The 14,025-nt window shown below is 59.7% G+C and carries 18 protein-coding genes; 6 read left to right on the forward strand and 12 right to left on the reverse strand.

The genetic code is table 11. From position 1 onward, the window contains the following. The first annotated feature begins 54 nt into the window (after positions 1 to 54). The 4 genes from ACT6VE_RS26955 (at position 55) to ACT6VE_RS26970 (ending at position 1,076) form a co-directional block, all read left to right on the forward strand. On the forward strand, positions 55 to 252 hold the full coding sequence (locus ACT6VE_RS26955; protein ID WP_444801386.1) for a dehydrogenase: 198 nt from the start codon (positions 55 to 57) through the stop codon (positions 250 to 252). Positions 253 to 320: 68 nt separating this feature from the next. Next, positions 321 to 521 (forward strand): hypothetical protein, encoded by a 201-nt coding sequence (locus tag ACT6VE_RS26960; RefSeq protein ID WP_444801387.1) that lies wholly within the window; start codon positions 321 to 323, stop codon positions 519 to 521. Continuing rightward, positions 518 to 850 carry a hypothetical protein gene (locus ACT6VE_RS26965; protein WP_444801388.1) on the forward strand — a complete coding sequence of 111 codons (333 nt, stop codon included), beginning with the start codon at positions 518 to 520 and terminating at the stop codon, positions 848 to 850. Before ACT6VE_RS26960 ends, ACT6VE_RS26965 begins: the two co-directional genes overlap by 4 nt. Next, positions 834 to 1,076 carry a hypothetical protein gene (locus tag ACT6VE_RS26970; protein WP_444801389.1) on the forward strand — a complete coding sequence of 81 codons (243 nt, stop codon included), beginning with the start codon at positions 834 to 836 and terminating at the stop codon, positions 1,074 to 1,076. Before ACT6VE_RS26965 ends, ACT6VE_RS26970 begins: the two co-directional genes overlap by 17 nt. Positions 1,077 to 1,264: 188 nt before the next feature. Here the strand turns inward: ACT6VE_RS26970 and ACT6VE_RS26975 are convergent, their stop codons facing one another. Together ACT6VE_RS26975 and ACT6VE_RS26980 are read right to left on the reverse strand one after the other, a co-directional pair. Continuing rightward, positions 1,265 to 2,290 (reverse strand): DUF1254 domain-containing protein, encoded by a 1,026-nt coding sequence (locus tag ACT6VE_RS26975; protein ID WP_444801390.1) that lies wholly within the window; start codon positions 2,288 to 2,290, stop codon positions 1,265 to 1,267. Positions 2,291 to 2,513: 223 nt separating this feature from the next. Continuing rightward, on the reverse strand, positions 2,514 to 2,762 hold the full coding sequence (locus ACT6VE_RS26980; RefSeq protein WP_444797602.1) for a hypothetical protein: 249 nt from the start codon (positions 2,760 to 2,762) through the stop codon (positions 2,514 to 2,516). 126 nt (positions 2,763 to 2,888) lie between these two features. On the opposite strand from ACT6VE_RS26980, the gene ACT6VE_RS26985 reads away from it, so the two are divergent. Continuing rightward, the gene (locus tag ACT6VE_RS26985) at positions 2,889 to 3,092 is read left to right on the forward strand and encodes a hypothetical protein (RefSeq protein ID WP_444801391.1); all 204 of its coding nucleotides are present in this window, start codon (positions 2,889 to 2,891) and stop codon (positions 3,090 to 3,092) included. A gap of 410 nt (positions 3,093 to 3,502) precedes the next feature. Then, positions 3,503 to 4,006 (forward strand): hypothetical protein, encoded by a 504-nt coding sequence (locus ACT6VE_RS26990; RefSeq protein WP_444801392.1) that lies wholly within the window; start codon positions 3,503 to 3,505, stop codon positions 4,004 to 4,006. Positions 4,007 to 4,425: 419 nt separating this feature from the next. On the opposite strand, the gene ACT6VE_RS26995 is transcribed toward ACT6VE_RS26990, so the two are convergent. The 10 genes from ACT6VE_RS26995 to ACT6VE_RS27040 form a co-directional block, all read right to left on the reverse strand. Further along, a complete protein-coding gene (locus ACT6VE_RS26995; RefSeq protein WP_444801393.1) occupies positions 4,426 to 4,752 on the reverse strand; it encodes a hypothetical protein in 327 nt (108 codons plus the stop codon). Between the two features lie 22 nt (positions 4,753 to 4,774). After that, on the reverse strand, positions 4,775 to 4,951 hold the full coding sequence (locus ACT6VE_RS27000) for a hypothetical protein (RefSeq protein ID WP_444801394.1): 177 nt from the start codon (positions 4,949 to 4,951) through the stop codon (positions 4,775 to 4,777). A gap of 26 nt (positions 4,952 to 4,977) precedes the next feature. Further along, positions 4,978 to 5,664, reverse strand: a complete 687-nt coding sequence (locus tag ACT6VE_RS27005; protein WP_444801395.1) for an NlpC/P60 family protein — start codon at positions 5,662 to 5,664, stop codon at positions 4,978 to 4,980. 502 nt (positions 5,665 to 6,166) lie between these two features. After that, positions 6,167 to 6,487 (reverse strand): hypothetical protein, encoded by a 321-nt coding sequence (locus tag ACT6VE_RS27010; protein WP_444801396.1) that lies wholly within the window; start codon positions 6,485 to 6,487, stop codon positions 6,167 to 6,169. Then, positions 6,484 to 6,825 (reverse strand): hypothetical protein, encoded by a 342-nt coding sequence (locus tag ACT6VE_RS27015; RefSeq protein WP_444801397.1) that lies wholly within the window; start codon positions 6,823 to 6,825, stop codon positions 6,484 to 6,486. Before ACT6VE_RS27015 ends, ACT6VE_RS27010 begins: the two co-directional genes overlap by 4 nt. Beyond that, entirely contained in the window at positions 6,812 to 7,129 is a 318-nt protein-coding gene (locus ACT6VE_RS27020; protein WP_444801398.1) for a hypothetical protein, read from the reverse strand. The genes ACT6VE_RS27015 and ACT6VE_RS27020 overlap by 14 nt, the downstream gene beginning before the upstream one ends. Further along, a complete protein-coding gene (locus ACT6VE_RS27025; RefSeq protein ID WP_444801399.1) occupies positions 7,129 to 7,989 on the reverse strand; it encodes a hypothetical protein in 861 nt (286 codons plus the stop codon). Before ACT6VE_RS27025 ends, ACT6VE_RS27020 begins: the two co-directional genes overlap by 1 nt. Next, entirely contained in the window at positions 7,989 to 8,201 is a 213-nt protein-coding gene (locus tag ACT6VE_RS27030; protein ID WP_444801400.1) for a hypothetical protein, read from the reverse strand. Before ACT6VE_RS27030 ends, ACT6VE_RS27025 begins: the two co-directional genes overlap by 1 nt. Before the next feature lie 12 nt (positions 8,202 to 8,213). After that, on the reverse strand, positions 8,214 to 9,680 hold the full coding sequence (locus tag ACT6VE_RS27035; RefSeq protein ID WP_444801401.1) for a hypothetical protein: 1,467 nt from the start codon (positions 9,678 to 9,680) through the stop codon (positions 8,214 to 8,216). Continuing rightward, entirely contained in the window at positions 9,677 to 14,002 is a 4,326-nt protein-coding gene (locus ACT6VE_RS27040) for a hypothetical protein (protein ID WP_444801402.1), read from the reverse strand. Before ACT6VE_RS27040 ends, ACT6VE_RS27035 begins: the two co-directional genes overlap by 4 nt. Positions 14,003 to 14,025: the final 23 nt, after the last annotated feature.

A 14,025-nucleotide genomic window follows, 5' to 3' on the forward strand; every position in this document is an offset into this window, starting at 1 on the left:
TCTGAAACCCAATGACCAATGCCTGCTGTGGCATAGACACAGGAGAACGAAGACGTGCGCCCGCTTGAAAGACAACAAGATGAGACCAGCGAGATCGACGAAGCGCTGGCTTGGCACGATGGGAACGCCCGCGCTGCAATTGCCACTCTACTTGCCGATTGCGCTTACTTGCGCTGGCAGCTTGAGCTTGCCGGGCGGGCCTTGAGCCCCGGCTTTACCCGCGGCTGGCGTCCACACACCGATCGGGAGTGAGGAAGGTGGAAACGCTAGGTGAAGCCTGGGAGGCTGGCTGGGCCGTGTCCGCGGTCTGTCATGGCGGCATGATCGATCTCGGCCCGAAGAGTCACAAGAAATGCGACTGGAAACACGAACTGGATATGCCGACGCTGCTGGCCGCGAAAGGGCGGAAATTCCCGGTTTGCGACCTTTCAATGAAAGTGCGCTGTCCGCGTTGCGGTATCCTTGGCCTGCGGCTGATGTTTTACGTTCCAAGCGGGCACGATAGGAAGGTGGCAAGATGAGCAGGCGCAAGGGGGAATTGACCAGCGCCGGCATCGACAGCGGATGGCCGCATCAGATTGCGCGGCTGGCCTCGCTCGGCACGATGGAGCAGGGTGACGCCATCGCGAAATTCTGCGCTAGCTTGTCGCTGTGCCCACGAGGTCATAGCGTCGTTTGGGAATCCGAATGGCATCGGGTCTATTGCTTTGCCAAGCTGGAGGATGCGGAGGCCTTCCTGACTCACTTCGGCGGAGAGTGGTTCGATCCCCGCGATCGAGGTCGAGGTCATAAGTGGCACTTTTGGTATAAGGGAAGGGCAAAGGAGAAGCGGAATGGCAGGGGCAGGTAAATTGATCGTGCTCGCAGCATTCAACAAAAATGATGAGGGAGATTTGATGCCGGCCTTCGAGCCACGCCAGATCGACACGGAAGAGCGAGCGATCAGTGAGGCGAGGCTCATGGCGAGCCATTTTGCCGGCGTGCTGGCGTGGAGCCGCGATGCAGATCCAGCGCTTGGAGAGTATGGCCCACCGTCGATACTGTTTCAGGCCGGCGAAATTCCGGTGATGGAATAAAGCGGCGCAAAGGGAACAAGCGGAGGCGATCACGGTTGTTGACGCGCGGTCGCCCGGTACCCACTGAGTATTTGGTCCCCCCAAACCAACGGCCGCACCCCGAGAGCCGCAAAGCGCGTCTGGGAAGTCGCGCTTTGCGGTTCTCAAGGAGGATCGGTGGCCCTTTCGGCGGCTTCCCGCCACTACCCTCAGTTTACGGGTTGTGGTTCGGGAAATTTCCATTCTCTGCTCAGAATTTCAGGACGCGGCCGGTACATCCGAATGGCAGCATTCCACCCCTTCATAATCGGTATGCAATTCGGAATGTTGCCATCGCAGCCTCCAAACTGAATAGCGGTTGAGCCGTCGACTTCTTTTTTGGCCGTGATGTTGTTGAGAGAATAGGCGTCCTCCGGGTTTTTGACGAAGTAGCCTTCCTCGTTGTAGACGCTGACCGACCAGAATCCATCAACCGGGACGTCTTTGACGTTTAGCTTGTAGACTGTGGTTCCATCGTTCTTAGCTGGCGTCACCATGGCGTAGGTCGCATCCTTGTCCGGATTGCCGCCCCAGCCGGAAGCGGTGCCGATTAGATGCATAATTGGATCGACCTCGCCTTTAACCCCAAAACCGTTTTTAAAGTCGGAGATGGTGGTATTGAGCACGAGCAGTGCGTCGCGCACCTTCTTCTGACTGGCTTGATCCCACGTCGGCACTTCGAATTTACCGATATCTTTCTGGCTCGCCTTGAGCCCGTCTTGAAGTGCGTGAACTTCCTCGAGGTCTTTCGGGTCAGCCGGATCAACCAGCGTGCGCACCACTGCCGCGACGTAGCGTGTTCCGATTCCCTCCTTCGTAAGGGTGTGTGTGCCAGCATCGTAGAAAACCGCGGGTACGTAGTGGTCTTGGTCGACGATCATAACAGACATAAAACGCTTGCCGGCGTCCGGCATTGTGATTGTGACCGGCCCCGCATCGAGATCGAAAACCGCTTGGGAATATAGCGTGTCGCGGTTCATGCGGATAACAGTTTGATTGTCGATGTTTGCCGGTTCGCGGCTATGAGTGAACTTTCCTAGAGCGTCGCCTTTGACTATGCCGCCAAAGTACATGTCGGTTTCCGCCCGGGGGAAATTGGTCACTGTTACCGGCACCGCTTCGGCGGCTGGGCTCAGCCCAGGAAAACTTGCCGCAAGAATGAGGCCTAACGCGCCAGCACTGATTATTCGGCTCATTTTTTCGCTCCATGTTGAGTAGCGGCTCACCAAACGTGCTCGGCAACCTAATGCCCTGGTCTGAGGGCTTGGAAGTACGTTACGGTAACATGGGCGTAAATTCGCGAGGCGTCTCTTGGTCGTTGCCCGCCGCGGCGCGGAAGGCGTTTATCAAGGCGGCGGATGTGGCAGGGGTGTTTATCCGGACGTACAAATCGACGCGCCGGTGCGGCGCGCACCTCACCTAGACCGGTTGCATATTGCTGACTTCCTCCGGCATTTCATCGCCATGGAAATAGATCAGCTTCGGCTCGCCAAAGTCGCCACTCTCTGGATCTCCTTCCATCACAGTCGCGAAGACCATGGGCTTGCTCAACGCCAGGCGTTCGGCCACCCGCCGGGCATGCACGAGGCTATTGGCTTGGACGGCAATGTCTGGCTTCATGCCGCGCTTACCCGGGCTGAAGGACTGAACCACGAAGTACGACGCCATGCTCATTCTCCTGTACGCTAAACTGCTTCTACCACGGTTCAGCTATCAGGCCTAAGCTAGAACAGTCGCCTCTCTTGTAAGCCGACGGAATCACGATATCGTGCGGCAGGCGTCTAGGAGGGATTGATGCCGAAGAAACCCAAACCTCAGAACCGCTTCGACATGCGCGAAGACGGAACAGGCTTGTGGGCGGTCTACGACATCTTCACGGGGCTGACGGCCGAGGTGAATGGCGTGCCGCAAGACGGGCTGGACATCGAGGTTGCCGACGACCTCGTCGACCTGTTGAACGCTGAGTACATCGCGAGACGCAAGGGGACGACGCATTGAGGAAACGAGATTGGAGGCGAATTGGGACCACAATCCATTAGCGATTGGCTGTCGCTCTGCCAACAACATGAACGAGCGGCGAAGGCAATCGCAGAAGACAAAAGAGCGTGTGCACAGGCGGTGCATCACGCCGGGTTCGCAGTTGAATGTGCGCTTAAGGCATACATCTGGCATGTTGAACGCTTCAACCAATGGCCCTCGAAAGACGCACGGCCCGATTTGTATGTTCACGATTTGCGCAAATTGAGAGTAATTTCGGGCATTCAATTGAACCCGGGGGACCCCACTGCACCTTATTGGCATATCATGCTACAATGGGATCGAAATCAGGGCTACGACCCTAAACCGATGCCAAGGAAAGTTGCCCGCTCGTTCGTGGAAGCTGCTTTTGGATCGGATGGAGTTGCGACATGGCTACGCCTGAAATTGACGAACGCTTCCTGACGGCGGGAAGAGAATACGGTGACGCCCTTGTTAATCTGGGGCTGGAACCGCATGCGCTGTTCTGGGCTTATGATAATGGCGAACAGCGCCACATCCTTGTCCTCGTAACAGATTTCTTTGACTTTAAAGGCCCCTTGGAGATCTCGAAACAATTATTTCGAGCCTACAACGCGTCTGTGACACCTAAGGAAATCGACCCGTTCACAGTGAGGCTGCATAGCATCAATCAGTCCATTGGGGAAGAATACAGAAATTTTGCAGGGTCTGACGGCAAGTTCAAGGTTTGGGACAAAAACATGGTAAGAAAGCCCTTACCAGAAGAAGCTCGCGTAGAGTCCATGAACATAGGCGACATCACAATGAAGCCTACCTGGACGATCTGCGTCCGCCCTGGCAAGCGCCGCACCGGCGTTGATTTAAGCCGTAGATGGGAAAGGTTCACGCGCAATGTGGACCGAGCTGCGGCCTAAGCAGTCTGTATCCATCAATGAGCCCCGAGCCCGCCCTCACCGGCGGGCTTTTTGGTGAACCGTACCGGATTGACGGAATCGGACCTTCCCCCCGGCGGGCAAATGGCTAAGCTAAGGCCGAGTCCTCTCTGGCTCTCCCGCGATACTGAGCCAAGGGTATCGCCTTCTTGCCCCGCCACTGTGCGGGGCTTTTTTGTAGGCCTTCAGCCGCATACGATCTATACCGGTAAGTTGTGCGCACGCTCATCCTACTCCGTTCATCTCGCGTTCAGCGAATTTGGACGAGTTTCATACTCGGTCGCTGTGCATGTGGCCTGAGAGGGGTCCGTGGACTCAAGCCCCCTACGCCCCTGCGGACCTCTCACAACTAGTGTTCGCCCGTCCTCACCCCTTCCCGATCACCACCACACCTATCCGCATCACTCGCGGCCGACCGGCTTGAACCGCCGAACGACGAACTCGAACAGCGCATCGCTGATCCACATGGCCGAGACGCCGATCAGGAACGCAGCCGCATGCTGCGCGGCCAACTCATCGGGCGGCAGCGGCCAGTTGACGGCGCCGAGGTAGTGAACTGCCGGTGACGTCAGGTATCCGGCCGCCAGGGCTCCGCAAATCGGTGATGCCACCAGTTCGCGGACCTTGTACGACCGGCGAGACAAAGCGCGCAGCACCCCGCCAGAAAGGCCAGCAAGGACGATACTGGCTTTGATTCCCAGGAAGTCGAAGAATTCAGCGGGTGTCATGCAGCACCTTGCCTTTCAGGTATCAGGATGCATTTTTCGGAGCGAGATAGGCGGCGACCGCCGGCAACAGGATCACCGCCGCATAAGCCGCTATCGTGCCCCACCAGGGCGTGCCTTCCGGCAGCGCGAACGGCAGCACCGCAAGACCGCCGACAACGCCGCCGGCACCGGCGCCGAGAGCTTTCGAAATCTTATCCATGGTCATTTCCTTTCGAGAGTTGAGGCCTACGCCTCGTTGGTGGAAATCTTGGCGTTGAAAGCGCTGAATTCGAGCGGCTTGGCCGGCAGGGAGAACGTGCGGGGGAACCGGAGCCCCTTCACGCGGCCCTTCGGCATCTTGACGATGCTCACACTGTTGGACTGGTTACCGCCGAGGGCGTGGTAGTTGTCCTTGTCGTGGCCGACGACGAAGAAGACATGGCCGCCCCCGTTGCGTTCAGCCGCGCCGATCGAGCCGAGGACGGGCTTGTCCTTTGAGACCTCTTGGCCGAACTTCAGCCAGTTGAGAGCCCAGTAGGGATTGGCAATCATCGCCTCGTTCGGAAGGGCGACAGCGATGCAGGTCTCGACGAAGTCCCCGCACCACGGCAGCTTGGCCGGATCGCCGAGAGCATGGCCGTCGCTCTTCAGGAATTCCTTCAGCCACTTGTTGTCGCGGACCTCGTGAAGGCCCATCTTGCGCTGCGCCAGTTCAATCCAAGGCGGGATGACGGCCTCTGTTTCGGACAGCCCGAGCGCCGCCCGGGTCTTCGGCCCGACTGAGCCCGGATTCTTAATGTCGAGCCCCTGATCCTGCTGAAAGCGGATAATGGCCTTTGTCGTGTTACGGCCGGGAACGCCGTCGGCACCTGTCGGGCCGAGATAATAGCCGAGCGCAACCAAGCGCTCCTGGATTGCCAGGGTCGTTGACATGGAAATATCCTTGAAGTTGAAGTGACTCGACTCTTGCGAGTGTCGGTGCTTCTCTCCGCCAAAACGGAGGGAAGGATGTATCAAGTCGATCCGGAAATTCTGCGAGAGATGGAGGCCGGCACCGAACGCGCGTCCGTCATAGTAGGGCACGCGCACATTGAGGAAGAATGCACAGCTGCACTACGCAAGATGCTGAGGAAACACTCAGCATTCGATGACGCCATCAAACAAGGTTTCCTTAACAACCATACCGCAAGGGTAAATCTCCTGCATTTGCTTGGCGCGTACAACGACGAGATTAGGAACGATTTGAGGATCCTAGCGAGGATACGAAACGAGTTCGCACACAACTCGCATGTGAAGGACTTCACAAATCCAACAGCTTCCAAACTTCTAGCGAAAATAACACTTCTCAGCGTAGGCGGCGCGATGTTCCGGTTCTCCGAAGGGCACGACGCGCCTAGACGGCAACAATTCGAATACTGCGTCGGGAATGCTGTTGCTATTCTTCGCCGGAGATACCCTCAGGTCTCGCTGGAATAACCTGTTGCATTAACCGAACGCGCCGCATCGCAACAAACGCCCGGTAGATACACTCCTCGGCGTACAGGTCAGGCTCCCCGTACGTCTGAACCTCCAAAGCCGCCTGAACTCCCGCTGCCAACATGGCATCATTGACATCCACGTTGATGTGGCGAAGCGGAGCGTCTATCGCCACATCGAGCGCATCATTGAGCGCTTTTTGACGGTCGATCTTCGAGAGTTTAGGATCAAACATCGCATCAAACACGGCGGCCGTTAGCCTGGGAAACGTGATCTTCATTGCGTCATCTCCGGCCAGTTCAGCGCCGGCAGTTCGTTAAGAAACCCTTCCTCGGTCGGCCGCGCCCGCTCACCAGCCATAACTTTGGCAAGCTCCCGATAGGCGAAAGCCCATACTTCATCGCGCCATTCGATGAAGGCCAGCGCCTGCGCCTGCCAGTTCGGATTGGTCGACGCCGCATAGCTGGCCAGCGTCACGCCGTCGCGGAACGCGCGTTCCCGCGGCTTGGCGTCGACATGGGCCTGAATAGCCTGCTCATAGAGTGCGACCAGCGCGTCGTTCTGCGCGGCAGCCTTCGCCTCTATCGTGATGATTTTCGCGGGATCAGGCTTCCACATTCGCTGTCTCCTCGTCGTGTGGCACTGCGATCGCCCCGTCAGGCGGATTGATGATTGGCGCCGGATGCGCCACGGCGGCGGACGGATTGGCGCCATGCGGCAGAATAAGGGTGACATGGATGGAGCCGCCGATGCGCTCGACGTCACCTGTGATCCATGGGCAATTGATTTCGGAGGCCGGATAGGTCGCACCTTCCGGCAGGTCCGAGAAATCGTAGAATTCGCCGTTGATCGTCAGGATGTCGCCATGCTTTTGCACGGTCAGCCGCCCGTCGATGCGCAAGGGGTCTAGAGTAATGAGCATCAGTACCATCTCCCGATGTAGAGGGCGTCGACGACAAAGGTCGTCGCGCTGCTGGTCGCCGGGCGGTAGAGGAGCACGGCGCCGCCGTCCGTCGATGTCTGAGGTGACGAGCTGGAACCAAGCCAGCACTGCGCGCCGCCTGGTTCACGGGAAAAGGCCATGCGCCGCGGCGGCGTCGCGAAAGCGGCCGCCATTGTCCCGATCGCGATATTGGCGGAGATGAATATACCCCCGACCGCCGTGTTAATCGGTCCGAGACCCGTCAAGGTTTTGAGGCATATCTGCGTGCCATCGGCCCACCGGATATACTCGCCGTTGGCGTTGGTGCCGTATTCGACGATTGCCCCCGTAGGCACCCCACTGGATTGACCGACCGTGCCGACGATATCGCGCAACGCAGCAGTGCTCGCCCCGGTCACCACAGGGATCTTCGCGCCGGATACCCCGGTCAGTGCGAGGATTGCCCGGGCGGCCGCGGTGAAATCAGTCAGCGCCGCAGAGCCAGCCCCCTGATAATACGGAAGCTTGTTGGCGGCCGTCGTCAGCGCGGCGATCGAGGACAGGTTGCCGTTGGTGAGCGAGGCAAGAAGTTGCCGGGAGGCCTCCAGCACCCGAACCTCGTCGGGCACCCGCTCAATTTCGTATGCCGCGGCCGTTCGCGTGCTTCCGGGCCAAGCATAGGCCAGAGTGAGCGACGTGTTGCTGTTGATCGAGGCGATGCGGACAAAATACCCGGCCGCCCAGAAAAGATCGCCAGCAGTGAGGCCGATGGTCAGCCAGCTCGTGCCCTGTCCCGTAGCGGTAGTTTCGCCGGCATTGATGCTGGCGGTCCCCGTATTATAGACGGTGGGTATCGCCATCATGCACCTCCAATCTGATCAACAAGGATGTCAGCACTAGCCGTCGCCGTGGCGGCTTCCTTCAGAGCGGCGATCTGCGCCTCGGCACTGGCGAGGTCCAACCGCAAATCATGGACCACTTGAGCGAGAAGAAGGTTGCGATCCTTCAGGTATTTGAGCATGTCGTTGCTTTCCTGCTGAATGACAGCAGGGCTGATATCGATGGTTGTCATGATGTTTTCCTGTCAGGCTGGAATGCCGAGGACGAAGTAACGAATGCCGACGATCGGGTTATCGTCGAAGACCTCAACGATGCCTTGGGACTGGCTAAAGTAGCGGTATCGGGAGTTGCCTTTGGCGGTGTAGAATGTTGCCGAGGTGCTGTTGTACTTGCAGTAGGAAGCGTCGCCGCCCATGCCGCCGGGGCTCAAGCTGTTCTGGTAGCGCCGGTTGACGCGTGGGGCACGGACCTCTTCGTTTAATCCGGAGCCGTGGTGCGTCATATATTTGACGTAAGGGAAGAACCCTGCGGCGTTGAAGGCAACGGTCTGATCGGTGACGCCGTTCGGGACGGTGAGGTAGCCTTCGTCGAGGATCTGGATCACCGGTCGGCGCGTATCGAGAATGATATCGCTAAACCGGGGCGGATTGCCCGAGCCAGGCCGCAAGAACTGCACGACGTCTTGCCCGTTCTCGCTGAAGTGCCGCAGGACGTCGTTCGTGCCCGTCGATGGTCCGAGGGTGTCGACACCAAAGACAATAAACCGTGCCCGGCAGGCCGCCTGCACATTGAAAAAGCGGATCAATGGGCCATCGTACTCGTAATCAATTCCATAGCCGTTATCATTCCCGGCCAATTTCATCGGATAGTAGATGTTCGCATTGTCGTCATAGCATGACATTTCAACGTGAATGTTCGGCGGCAAGGGTATTCCTGTGTCGTAGGTGGTAACGCCGACCGGAATGGCAATGTCCGCCGCAGCAATGACACTCAGCGGCCGGCCTGAACTATTGAACGCGAGTTGCGCGGGGGTAGCCGTCCGCAGATCGTATCCTGGCTTGGCAACACGGCACGCGTCAGAATCAATCTCGATGGCATATTTTCCGGCACCAGGTGGGATTGTCGTCGGCCCATCGAGCGGCGCATCGTTGCCCGGGAGGTTCCACACCAACAGAGAGCCGGTGCTGGTCTCCGTTCCAGAGAGCACTTCCGGGCTATAGTCGATGGTAAAGTCGGTGAATGTCTGACGGCGAAACCAAGAACCACCGCCCCCCGTGCCGACGAACCCGCCGACGACTCCCGCTGGCCCATATTCTTGACCGAACGATCGCTGCGTCATCTGCCGTTGCTTGTATCGGCCGTTCGCAGGGTTGATCCACTTGACCTCCATCATCGGCAGGTCGTATCGGATGCTCGGATACCGCAGCTTGCCCCGAACATAGTAGTTGCTGACAAACCCGCTCGCGTCGTGGCGCATCATGGCAAAGCCCGATGCACCGGAGCCGGACGGGAAGTAGACCTTGCGCTCGCTACCGAACGGCACCAGGGGCGCAACCTCGATCTCCGGTGTCGTGACCTGATTGGGCCACTTGGAGTTGAAGTGAAACCGGGCGCGCTGGCTGTCGTTCGTCGCCAGCGGGTCGAAATTCCCGATCATGATCTTCACACATTCGATGCCGGTGGCGTCTTCACCAATGAGAATGGTCGTCATGTCCGGATCAATATCCTGCCGTTGTTGAGGTCGATCGTCATCTTCCCGTTGGTACTCTCCAAGAGCCCGGCATTGACCGTGCCGATGTTGGCGACGTTCATGCGGACAACACCGCCCTCGATGACGAACGGAAATTGCCGAGCCGAGCCATTAAGCACAGCAAACTGATCCGCGACGATGACCACGCGGCTCTTGCCGCCGGTGATCGCCTCCAGGAATAGCGCCGCTTCGGAACTTGCCTCCGACCCGTTCGCCGCCGCGGAAAGGCCAATGCGCGAGCGGGCGCCCGAAGGTGTAGCCTCGACATCGACCCTAAAACGTCCTCCGGCCGAGACATTCCCTACCGTGGCATTGATGGCCGTGATCGAACTGGCCTGCGATGTGATTGACCCTTCCGCATCCGATACCCGCGTCGTCAACGCATTAAGCGCCGACGTGCTTGCCTTCGTGCCGAGCGTAGAGTTGATCGACGTGATCGAACTGGCTTGCGACGTGATCGTGTTTTCTGCCTCAGTCACTCGCGTCGTTAGGGCGTTGAGCGCGGAGGTGCTCGCTTTCGTTCCGAGCGTGGAGTTGATGGACGTGATGGAAGACGACATCGCGGTAATGTCGCCTTCGGTCGCCGTTACCCGCGACGTCAGCGCGCTGAGGGCGGCCGTACTGGCTTTCCCCGTCAACGATGCATTGATCGAGGTGATCGAGCTAGATTGCGACGTGATAGTGCCTTCGGCTTCCGTCACGCGCGTGGTCAAGGCATTCAGCGCCGACGTGCTCGCCTTGCCCGCCAGGTCTGAACTGATCGAGGCGATGGACGTGCTGACCGATGAGATGGAACTTTCGGTAAGCGTGACGCGAGTCGTCAGCGCTGACAACGCGGACCCACTTGCAAAGCCCGGAAGCTCAGCCTTGACCTGTGTTACCGCCCTGGAGACGATCGCGATGCCTTCGTTGGTCAGCTCGATCCGGTTGTCGAGGGTAGTCGCCGCTTCCGCCGTAGCGCGCAGGCCGTCCATTTTATCCAGGAAGTTCGCGAAATCCTGTTCGACCCCCATGCCTGCCATCGGCAGCAGCGTATTGCGGATCGCCGTGATAGCGCTGCCCTGGGAGACCACGCCGCCGCCGCCGATCGCGGATACTTCCGCCTCCAGCGCGGTCAAAGCATCAACGCTGGCTTTCTCATCCACCTCCGCCGTCAGGGCAGTGAGAGCCGCGCCCTGCGCAACGATCTCGTCGCCAAGATCATCGACGCTGGCGGTGAGTGTCGAGACGCCTGTGGCTAGGCCGGAAAGCTCACCGGTGGCGTCGGTCAGTTCCGCACTCAGAGCCTCGATGCTGCTGGCGAGCGCGCTATCGGAGTCGATACGCGTTAGCCGCTCCGCCGCGAGTGCTGCACGCGACGCACCGGGCGAAGGCGAGCCGATCGACACCCAATCGATCGTGAAATAGTTGCTCGACGTCTGCGCGGTCGAGAGGTCGAGACGGATGCGCTCGATGGTCCCGCTCCAGTCGGGATCGAAGGTGATGAGACCCACGCCATTCCCATCGAAGACCGGCTCGGCAACGGACATGCGCCGTCCAGTATCCCACGACTGGCCTTCGGCGGCCCACCACAGATAGCCCTCCCACGTCGGCGAACCATACCGCCGGATGCGCAGGCGCACCTGCCGGTAGGTCGCGGCCACAGCCGCAACAGCCGCGGACACGACATAAGGGTCGGACGCGTGGTCCGCGGGACGCAACCAGCCATTCGAAACGGTTGGCGTGCCGTTGCCACTAAAACCTTCAACGGTGGTGTCAAATCCCCATAGGACATAGGGGTCAAACTGGTTGTCAGTGCCAGCCGTCAGCAGCGCCATCTGCTGTGTGATGGCAACGTCACCATCAACGCGGGCCTGGTCAATGGTCGTCAGACGAGCGTTGAGTTCGCCGGCGGAGACCTGGAAGTCGGCAACACGCTGCACAATCGCAGCCGTTTCCGAAACGGCAACGGTGATACGCTCGTCAAAACTTGCGAAAGTCGTCTCCATGCGCACGGTAAGCGCACGTCGGATTTCCGCCATGTCCGAGTAGTTGGCGAAATCCTGTTCGACCACAAACTGTCGAAGCGTGTCGATGGCGCCAAGGATGGACCGCGCCTGCGCAGCCGCCGCTATCGCATCGGTCGTGCGCTCGGTCACCTCCTGCGAGAGGCCGTTCGCGACCTCCGTCAGTTCCGTAGCCTGCGCCTCGATCTGCGTGATCACCTCGCCGATGTCGCCGAGGAGTTCCGCGACCGCTGCATCAAGCTCGCCGCCCATAAATTCGCGCAGTTCGTCGAGCTTTTCGTTGATCTCGTCGACCATGCCCGGCAGGTAGACGTCGGCGTCGATCAGGCGGACGTCGAGCGTGGTAACCGGCAACCAGCCGGACCACGTGAATTCACGGCCGGAGAACGGCAAGTAGGCGAAGCGCGCCTCCAGCGCCATGGCAGGCGGCAAAGTATTGTTGATCCGCGTACTCTTGGGGTCGGGGTTCGTCGCCGGATCGCCGTAGGGAATGTCGCCGGCGGCAATCAGGTCGGCGTCGGCCGCGGCGTTCAATTTGATCTGGAAGCCGACCGCGCGCACGTCGTCGAGGTCACCATCATACACTACGCGGATAACAGGACGGCGCGGCGTGCCGGCATTGTCGTTGATGGAGTCGGGGAAGACTGCAAACCCGGTAACGTCCTGCACCGGCGGCCAGCGTGGGTCGAGGTCGCCGACGATCCACGGCAATTCATCCGTGTTCGGCGTCCAGTCGTAGTCGCCGGGATCGACCTCGATCATGGCAAGCGACTGGTTGACGTTCGCCATCTCGTCTTTCGACCGGATGTCGAAGAGCTTGTCGATATAGCCGTTGCGGGCGCTCGACCACGAAATGACGTCCAGCGGCTCCAGTCCGAAGGCGATCGGCGACAGGGTCCCGCGATGCGAGCGCATGCTCCGCCCGTCGAGGATCATCGACTTCATCAGCCGCTGCACCTGACGCGGGCGCGACACGGTGCTGAACTGGAAGTTCGCCAGGAGCTGCCGGTTGTCGTCTTCCACTTCCAGAGCCGGGAACAGCCGCTGCGGCGCGTCCTTCATCTCCCACGCGGCAGCCGGATCGGGGTAGCTCGCCGTCGCGCCGTTAAACGTGGCCTCAAGCCCCTTGAACGGGTCCAGTTCCTGCGGGTCAGTGATGATGAAATCTTCGTCGGTGACGAACATGACAGGCAGGCCGGGCGGCCCCACGCGCACCTTGTAGACGCCGCCGATCTCCGCAATCTGCCCATTGCAGGCCTTCAGCAGTTCGTCGATGACGTCGGCCGGTTCGTGCTCGGCAATCTTGATCTCATAGCCAGCCTGGAACTGAGGCTCGGTCCCGCCGCCCTTGATGGCGATCGGCAGGTCGCATTCGTTCATGCCGGCAATCCACGACGCCAGCGGCAGACGCGGCGCGCTGATCCCCGGCCCATACAGCCGCTCGCCGTCGAAATGGATCCCGCGCAGGATATTGTAGACGATGACGATCGGGTTTGCCGTCGCCTCATAGGTTGCCGGCTGCCCCCAGCGATGCAGGCCCGAGCCGCCCACGGTGCTGTCCTTGCGGGGGTCGTAGAGCGGCACGGCAAGCGGCTCGTACCGTCCGACCGGCCAACTCGTGAAAATCTCGCGGTTGAACCTGGCCGTCAGAATAACGACCGTCGATCCGACCCCGATCATGTCGGGCTCCCACGGACGGTCCGGATCTCCCCCGAAAGAGGTCGTCAGGAAGGCGTCGGCCGTCGTCTGCTCGCCGGTCAGTACCTTCACCCAGAGGTAATCGCGATCACCCCGGCGATATTCCTTGACGGGATATCCCTGCGCGACAGGATCTGCCTCGAAGTCGATCTCGCACATTTCGTTGTTGATGAAGACGCGGCTCGAAATGCCGGGCTGCGGCAGATCAGACAGCGTGACGACCGAGGTGAAATAAGCGTTCGGCGTCTTCTTCTCTGCGCCCCACGTCCCGACATAGTCCAGTGAGCCTGCAGTCGCAAAGCTACCAACGAAAAACGAAAACGAGTTGTTGCCGCCGACTTGCAACTGCCCGGAAATGCCGGGCTGCGCTTGTTTCTTCGCGGCCGCGCGCTGGAGCAGCGACGTTCCGACCTGAAGGGCAACCGTGAACGCCAGCTTGAGCAGTGTCGCCGCAATCCCGCCCGCCTTGAGCAGACCAGCGATAGCGCCGATGGCCGCCGATATCGGATCAGCATGCGCGAAGGTGATGGCGCACAGCATGAACCAGACGGTCCACGCCGCGAGACGTAGAATCTTCATAGCGATCCTGGAGCGAGGCCCTA

The organism is Shinella sp. (assembly GCF_052438155.1).
GTDB lineage: Bacteria > Pseudomonadota > Alphaproteobacteria > Rhizobiales > Rhizobiaceae > Shinella.

What these genes read in the sequence shown, in the direction of transcription:
- ACT6VE_RS26960 (WP_444801387.1), top strand. Translation starts at nt 321, where the DNA reads ATGATCGATCTCGGCCCGAAGAGTCACAAGAAATGCGACTGGAAACAC.
- ACT6VE_RS26965 (WP_444801388.1), top strand. Translation starts at nt 518, where the DNA reads ATGAGCAGGCGCAAGGGGGAATTGACCAGCGCCGGCATCGACAGCGGA.
- ACT6VE_RS26970 (WP_444801389.1), top strand. Translation starts at nt 834, where the DNA reads ATGGCAGGGGCAGGTAAATTGATCGTGCTCGCAGCATTCAACAAAAAT.
- ACT6VE_RS26975 (WP_444801390.1), bottom strand. Translation starts at nt 2,290, where the DNA reads ATGAGCCGAATAATCAGTGCTGGCGCGTTAGGCCTCATTCTTGCGGCA.
- ACT6VE_RS26980 (WP_444797602.1), bottom strand. Translation starts at nt 2,762, where the DNA reads ATGGCGTCGTACTTCGTGGTTCAGTCCTTCAGCCCGGGTAAGCGCGGC.
- ACT6VE_RS26985 (WP_444801391.1), top strand. Translation starts at nt 2,889, where the DNA reads ATGCCGAAGAAACCCAAACCTCAGAACCGCTTCGACATGCGCGAAGAC.
- ACT6VE_RS26990 (WP_444801392.1), top strand. Translation starts at nt 3,503, where the DNA reads ATGGCTACGCCTGAAATTGACGAACGCTTCCTGACGGCGGGAAGAGAA.
- ACT6VE_RS26995 (WP_444801393.1), bottom strand. Translation starts at nt 4,752, where the DNA reads ATGACACCCGCTGAATTCTTCGACTTCCTGGGAATCAAAGCCAGTATC.
- ACT6VE_RS27000 (WP_444801394.1), bottom strand. Translation starts at nt 4,951, where the DNA reads ATGGATAAGATTTCGAAAGCTCTCGGCGCCGGTGCCGGCGGCGTTGTC.
- ACT6VE_RS27005 (WP_444801395.1), bottom strand. Translation starts at nt 5,664, where the DNA reads ATGTCAACGACCCTGGCAATCCAGGAGCGCTTGGTTGCGCTCGGCTAT.
- ACT6VE_RS27010 (WP_444801396.1), bottom strand. Translation starts at nt 6,487, where the DNA reads ATGAAGATCACGTTTCCCAGGCTAACGGCCGCCGTGTTTGATGCGATG.
- ACT6VE_RS27015 (WP_444801397.1), bottom strand. Translation starts at nt 6,825, where the DNA reads ATGTGGAAGCCTGATCCCGCGAAAATCATCACGATAGAGGCGAAGGCT.
- ACT6VE_RS27020 (WP_444801398.1), bottom strand. Translation starts at nt 7,129, where the DNA reads ATGCTCATTACTCTAGACCCCTTGCGCATCGACGGGCGGCTGACCGTG.
- ACT6VE_RS27025 (WP_444801399.1), bottom strand. Translation starts at nt 7,989, where the DNA reads ATGGCGATACCCACCGTCTATAATACGGGGACCGCCAGCATCAATGCC.
- ACT6VE_RS27030 (WP_444801400.1), bottom strand. Translation starts at nt 8,201, where the DNA reads ATGACAACCATCGATATCAGCCCTGCTGTCATTCAGCAGGAAAGCAAC.
- ACT6VE_RS27035 (WP_444801401.1), bottom strand. Translation starts at nt 9,680, where the DNA reads ATGACGACCATTCTCATTGGTGAAGACGCCACCGGCATCGAATGTGTG.
- ACT6VE_RS27040 (WP_444801402.1), bottom strand. Translation starts at nt 14,002, where the DNA reads ATGAAGATTCTACGTCTCGCGGCGTGGACCGTCTGGTTCATGCTGTGC.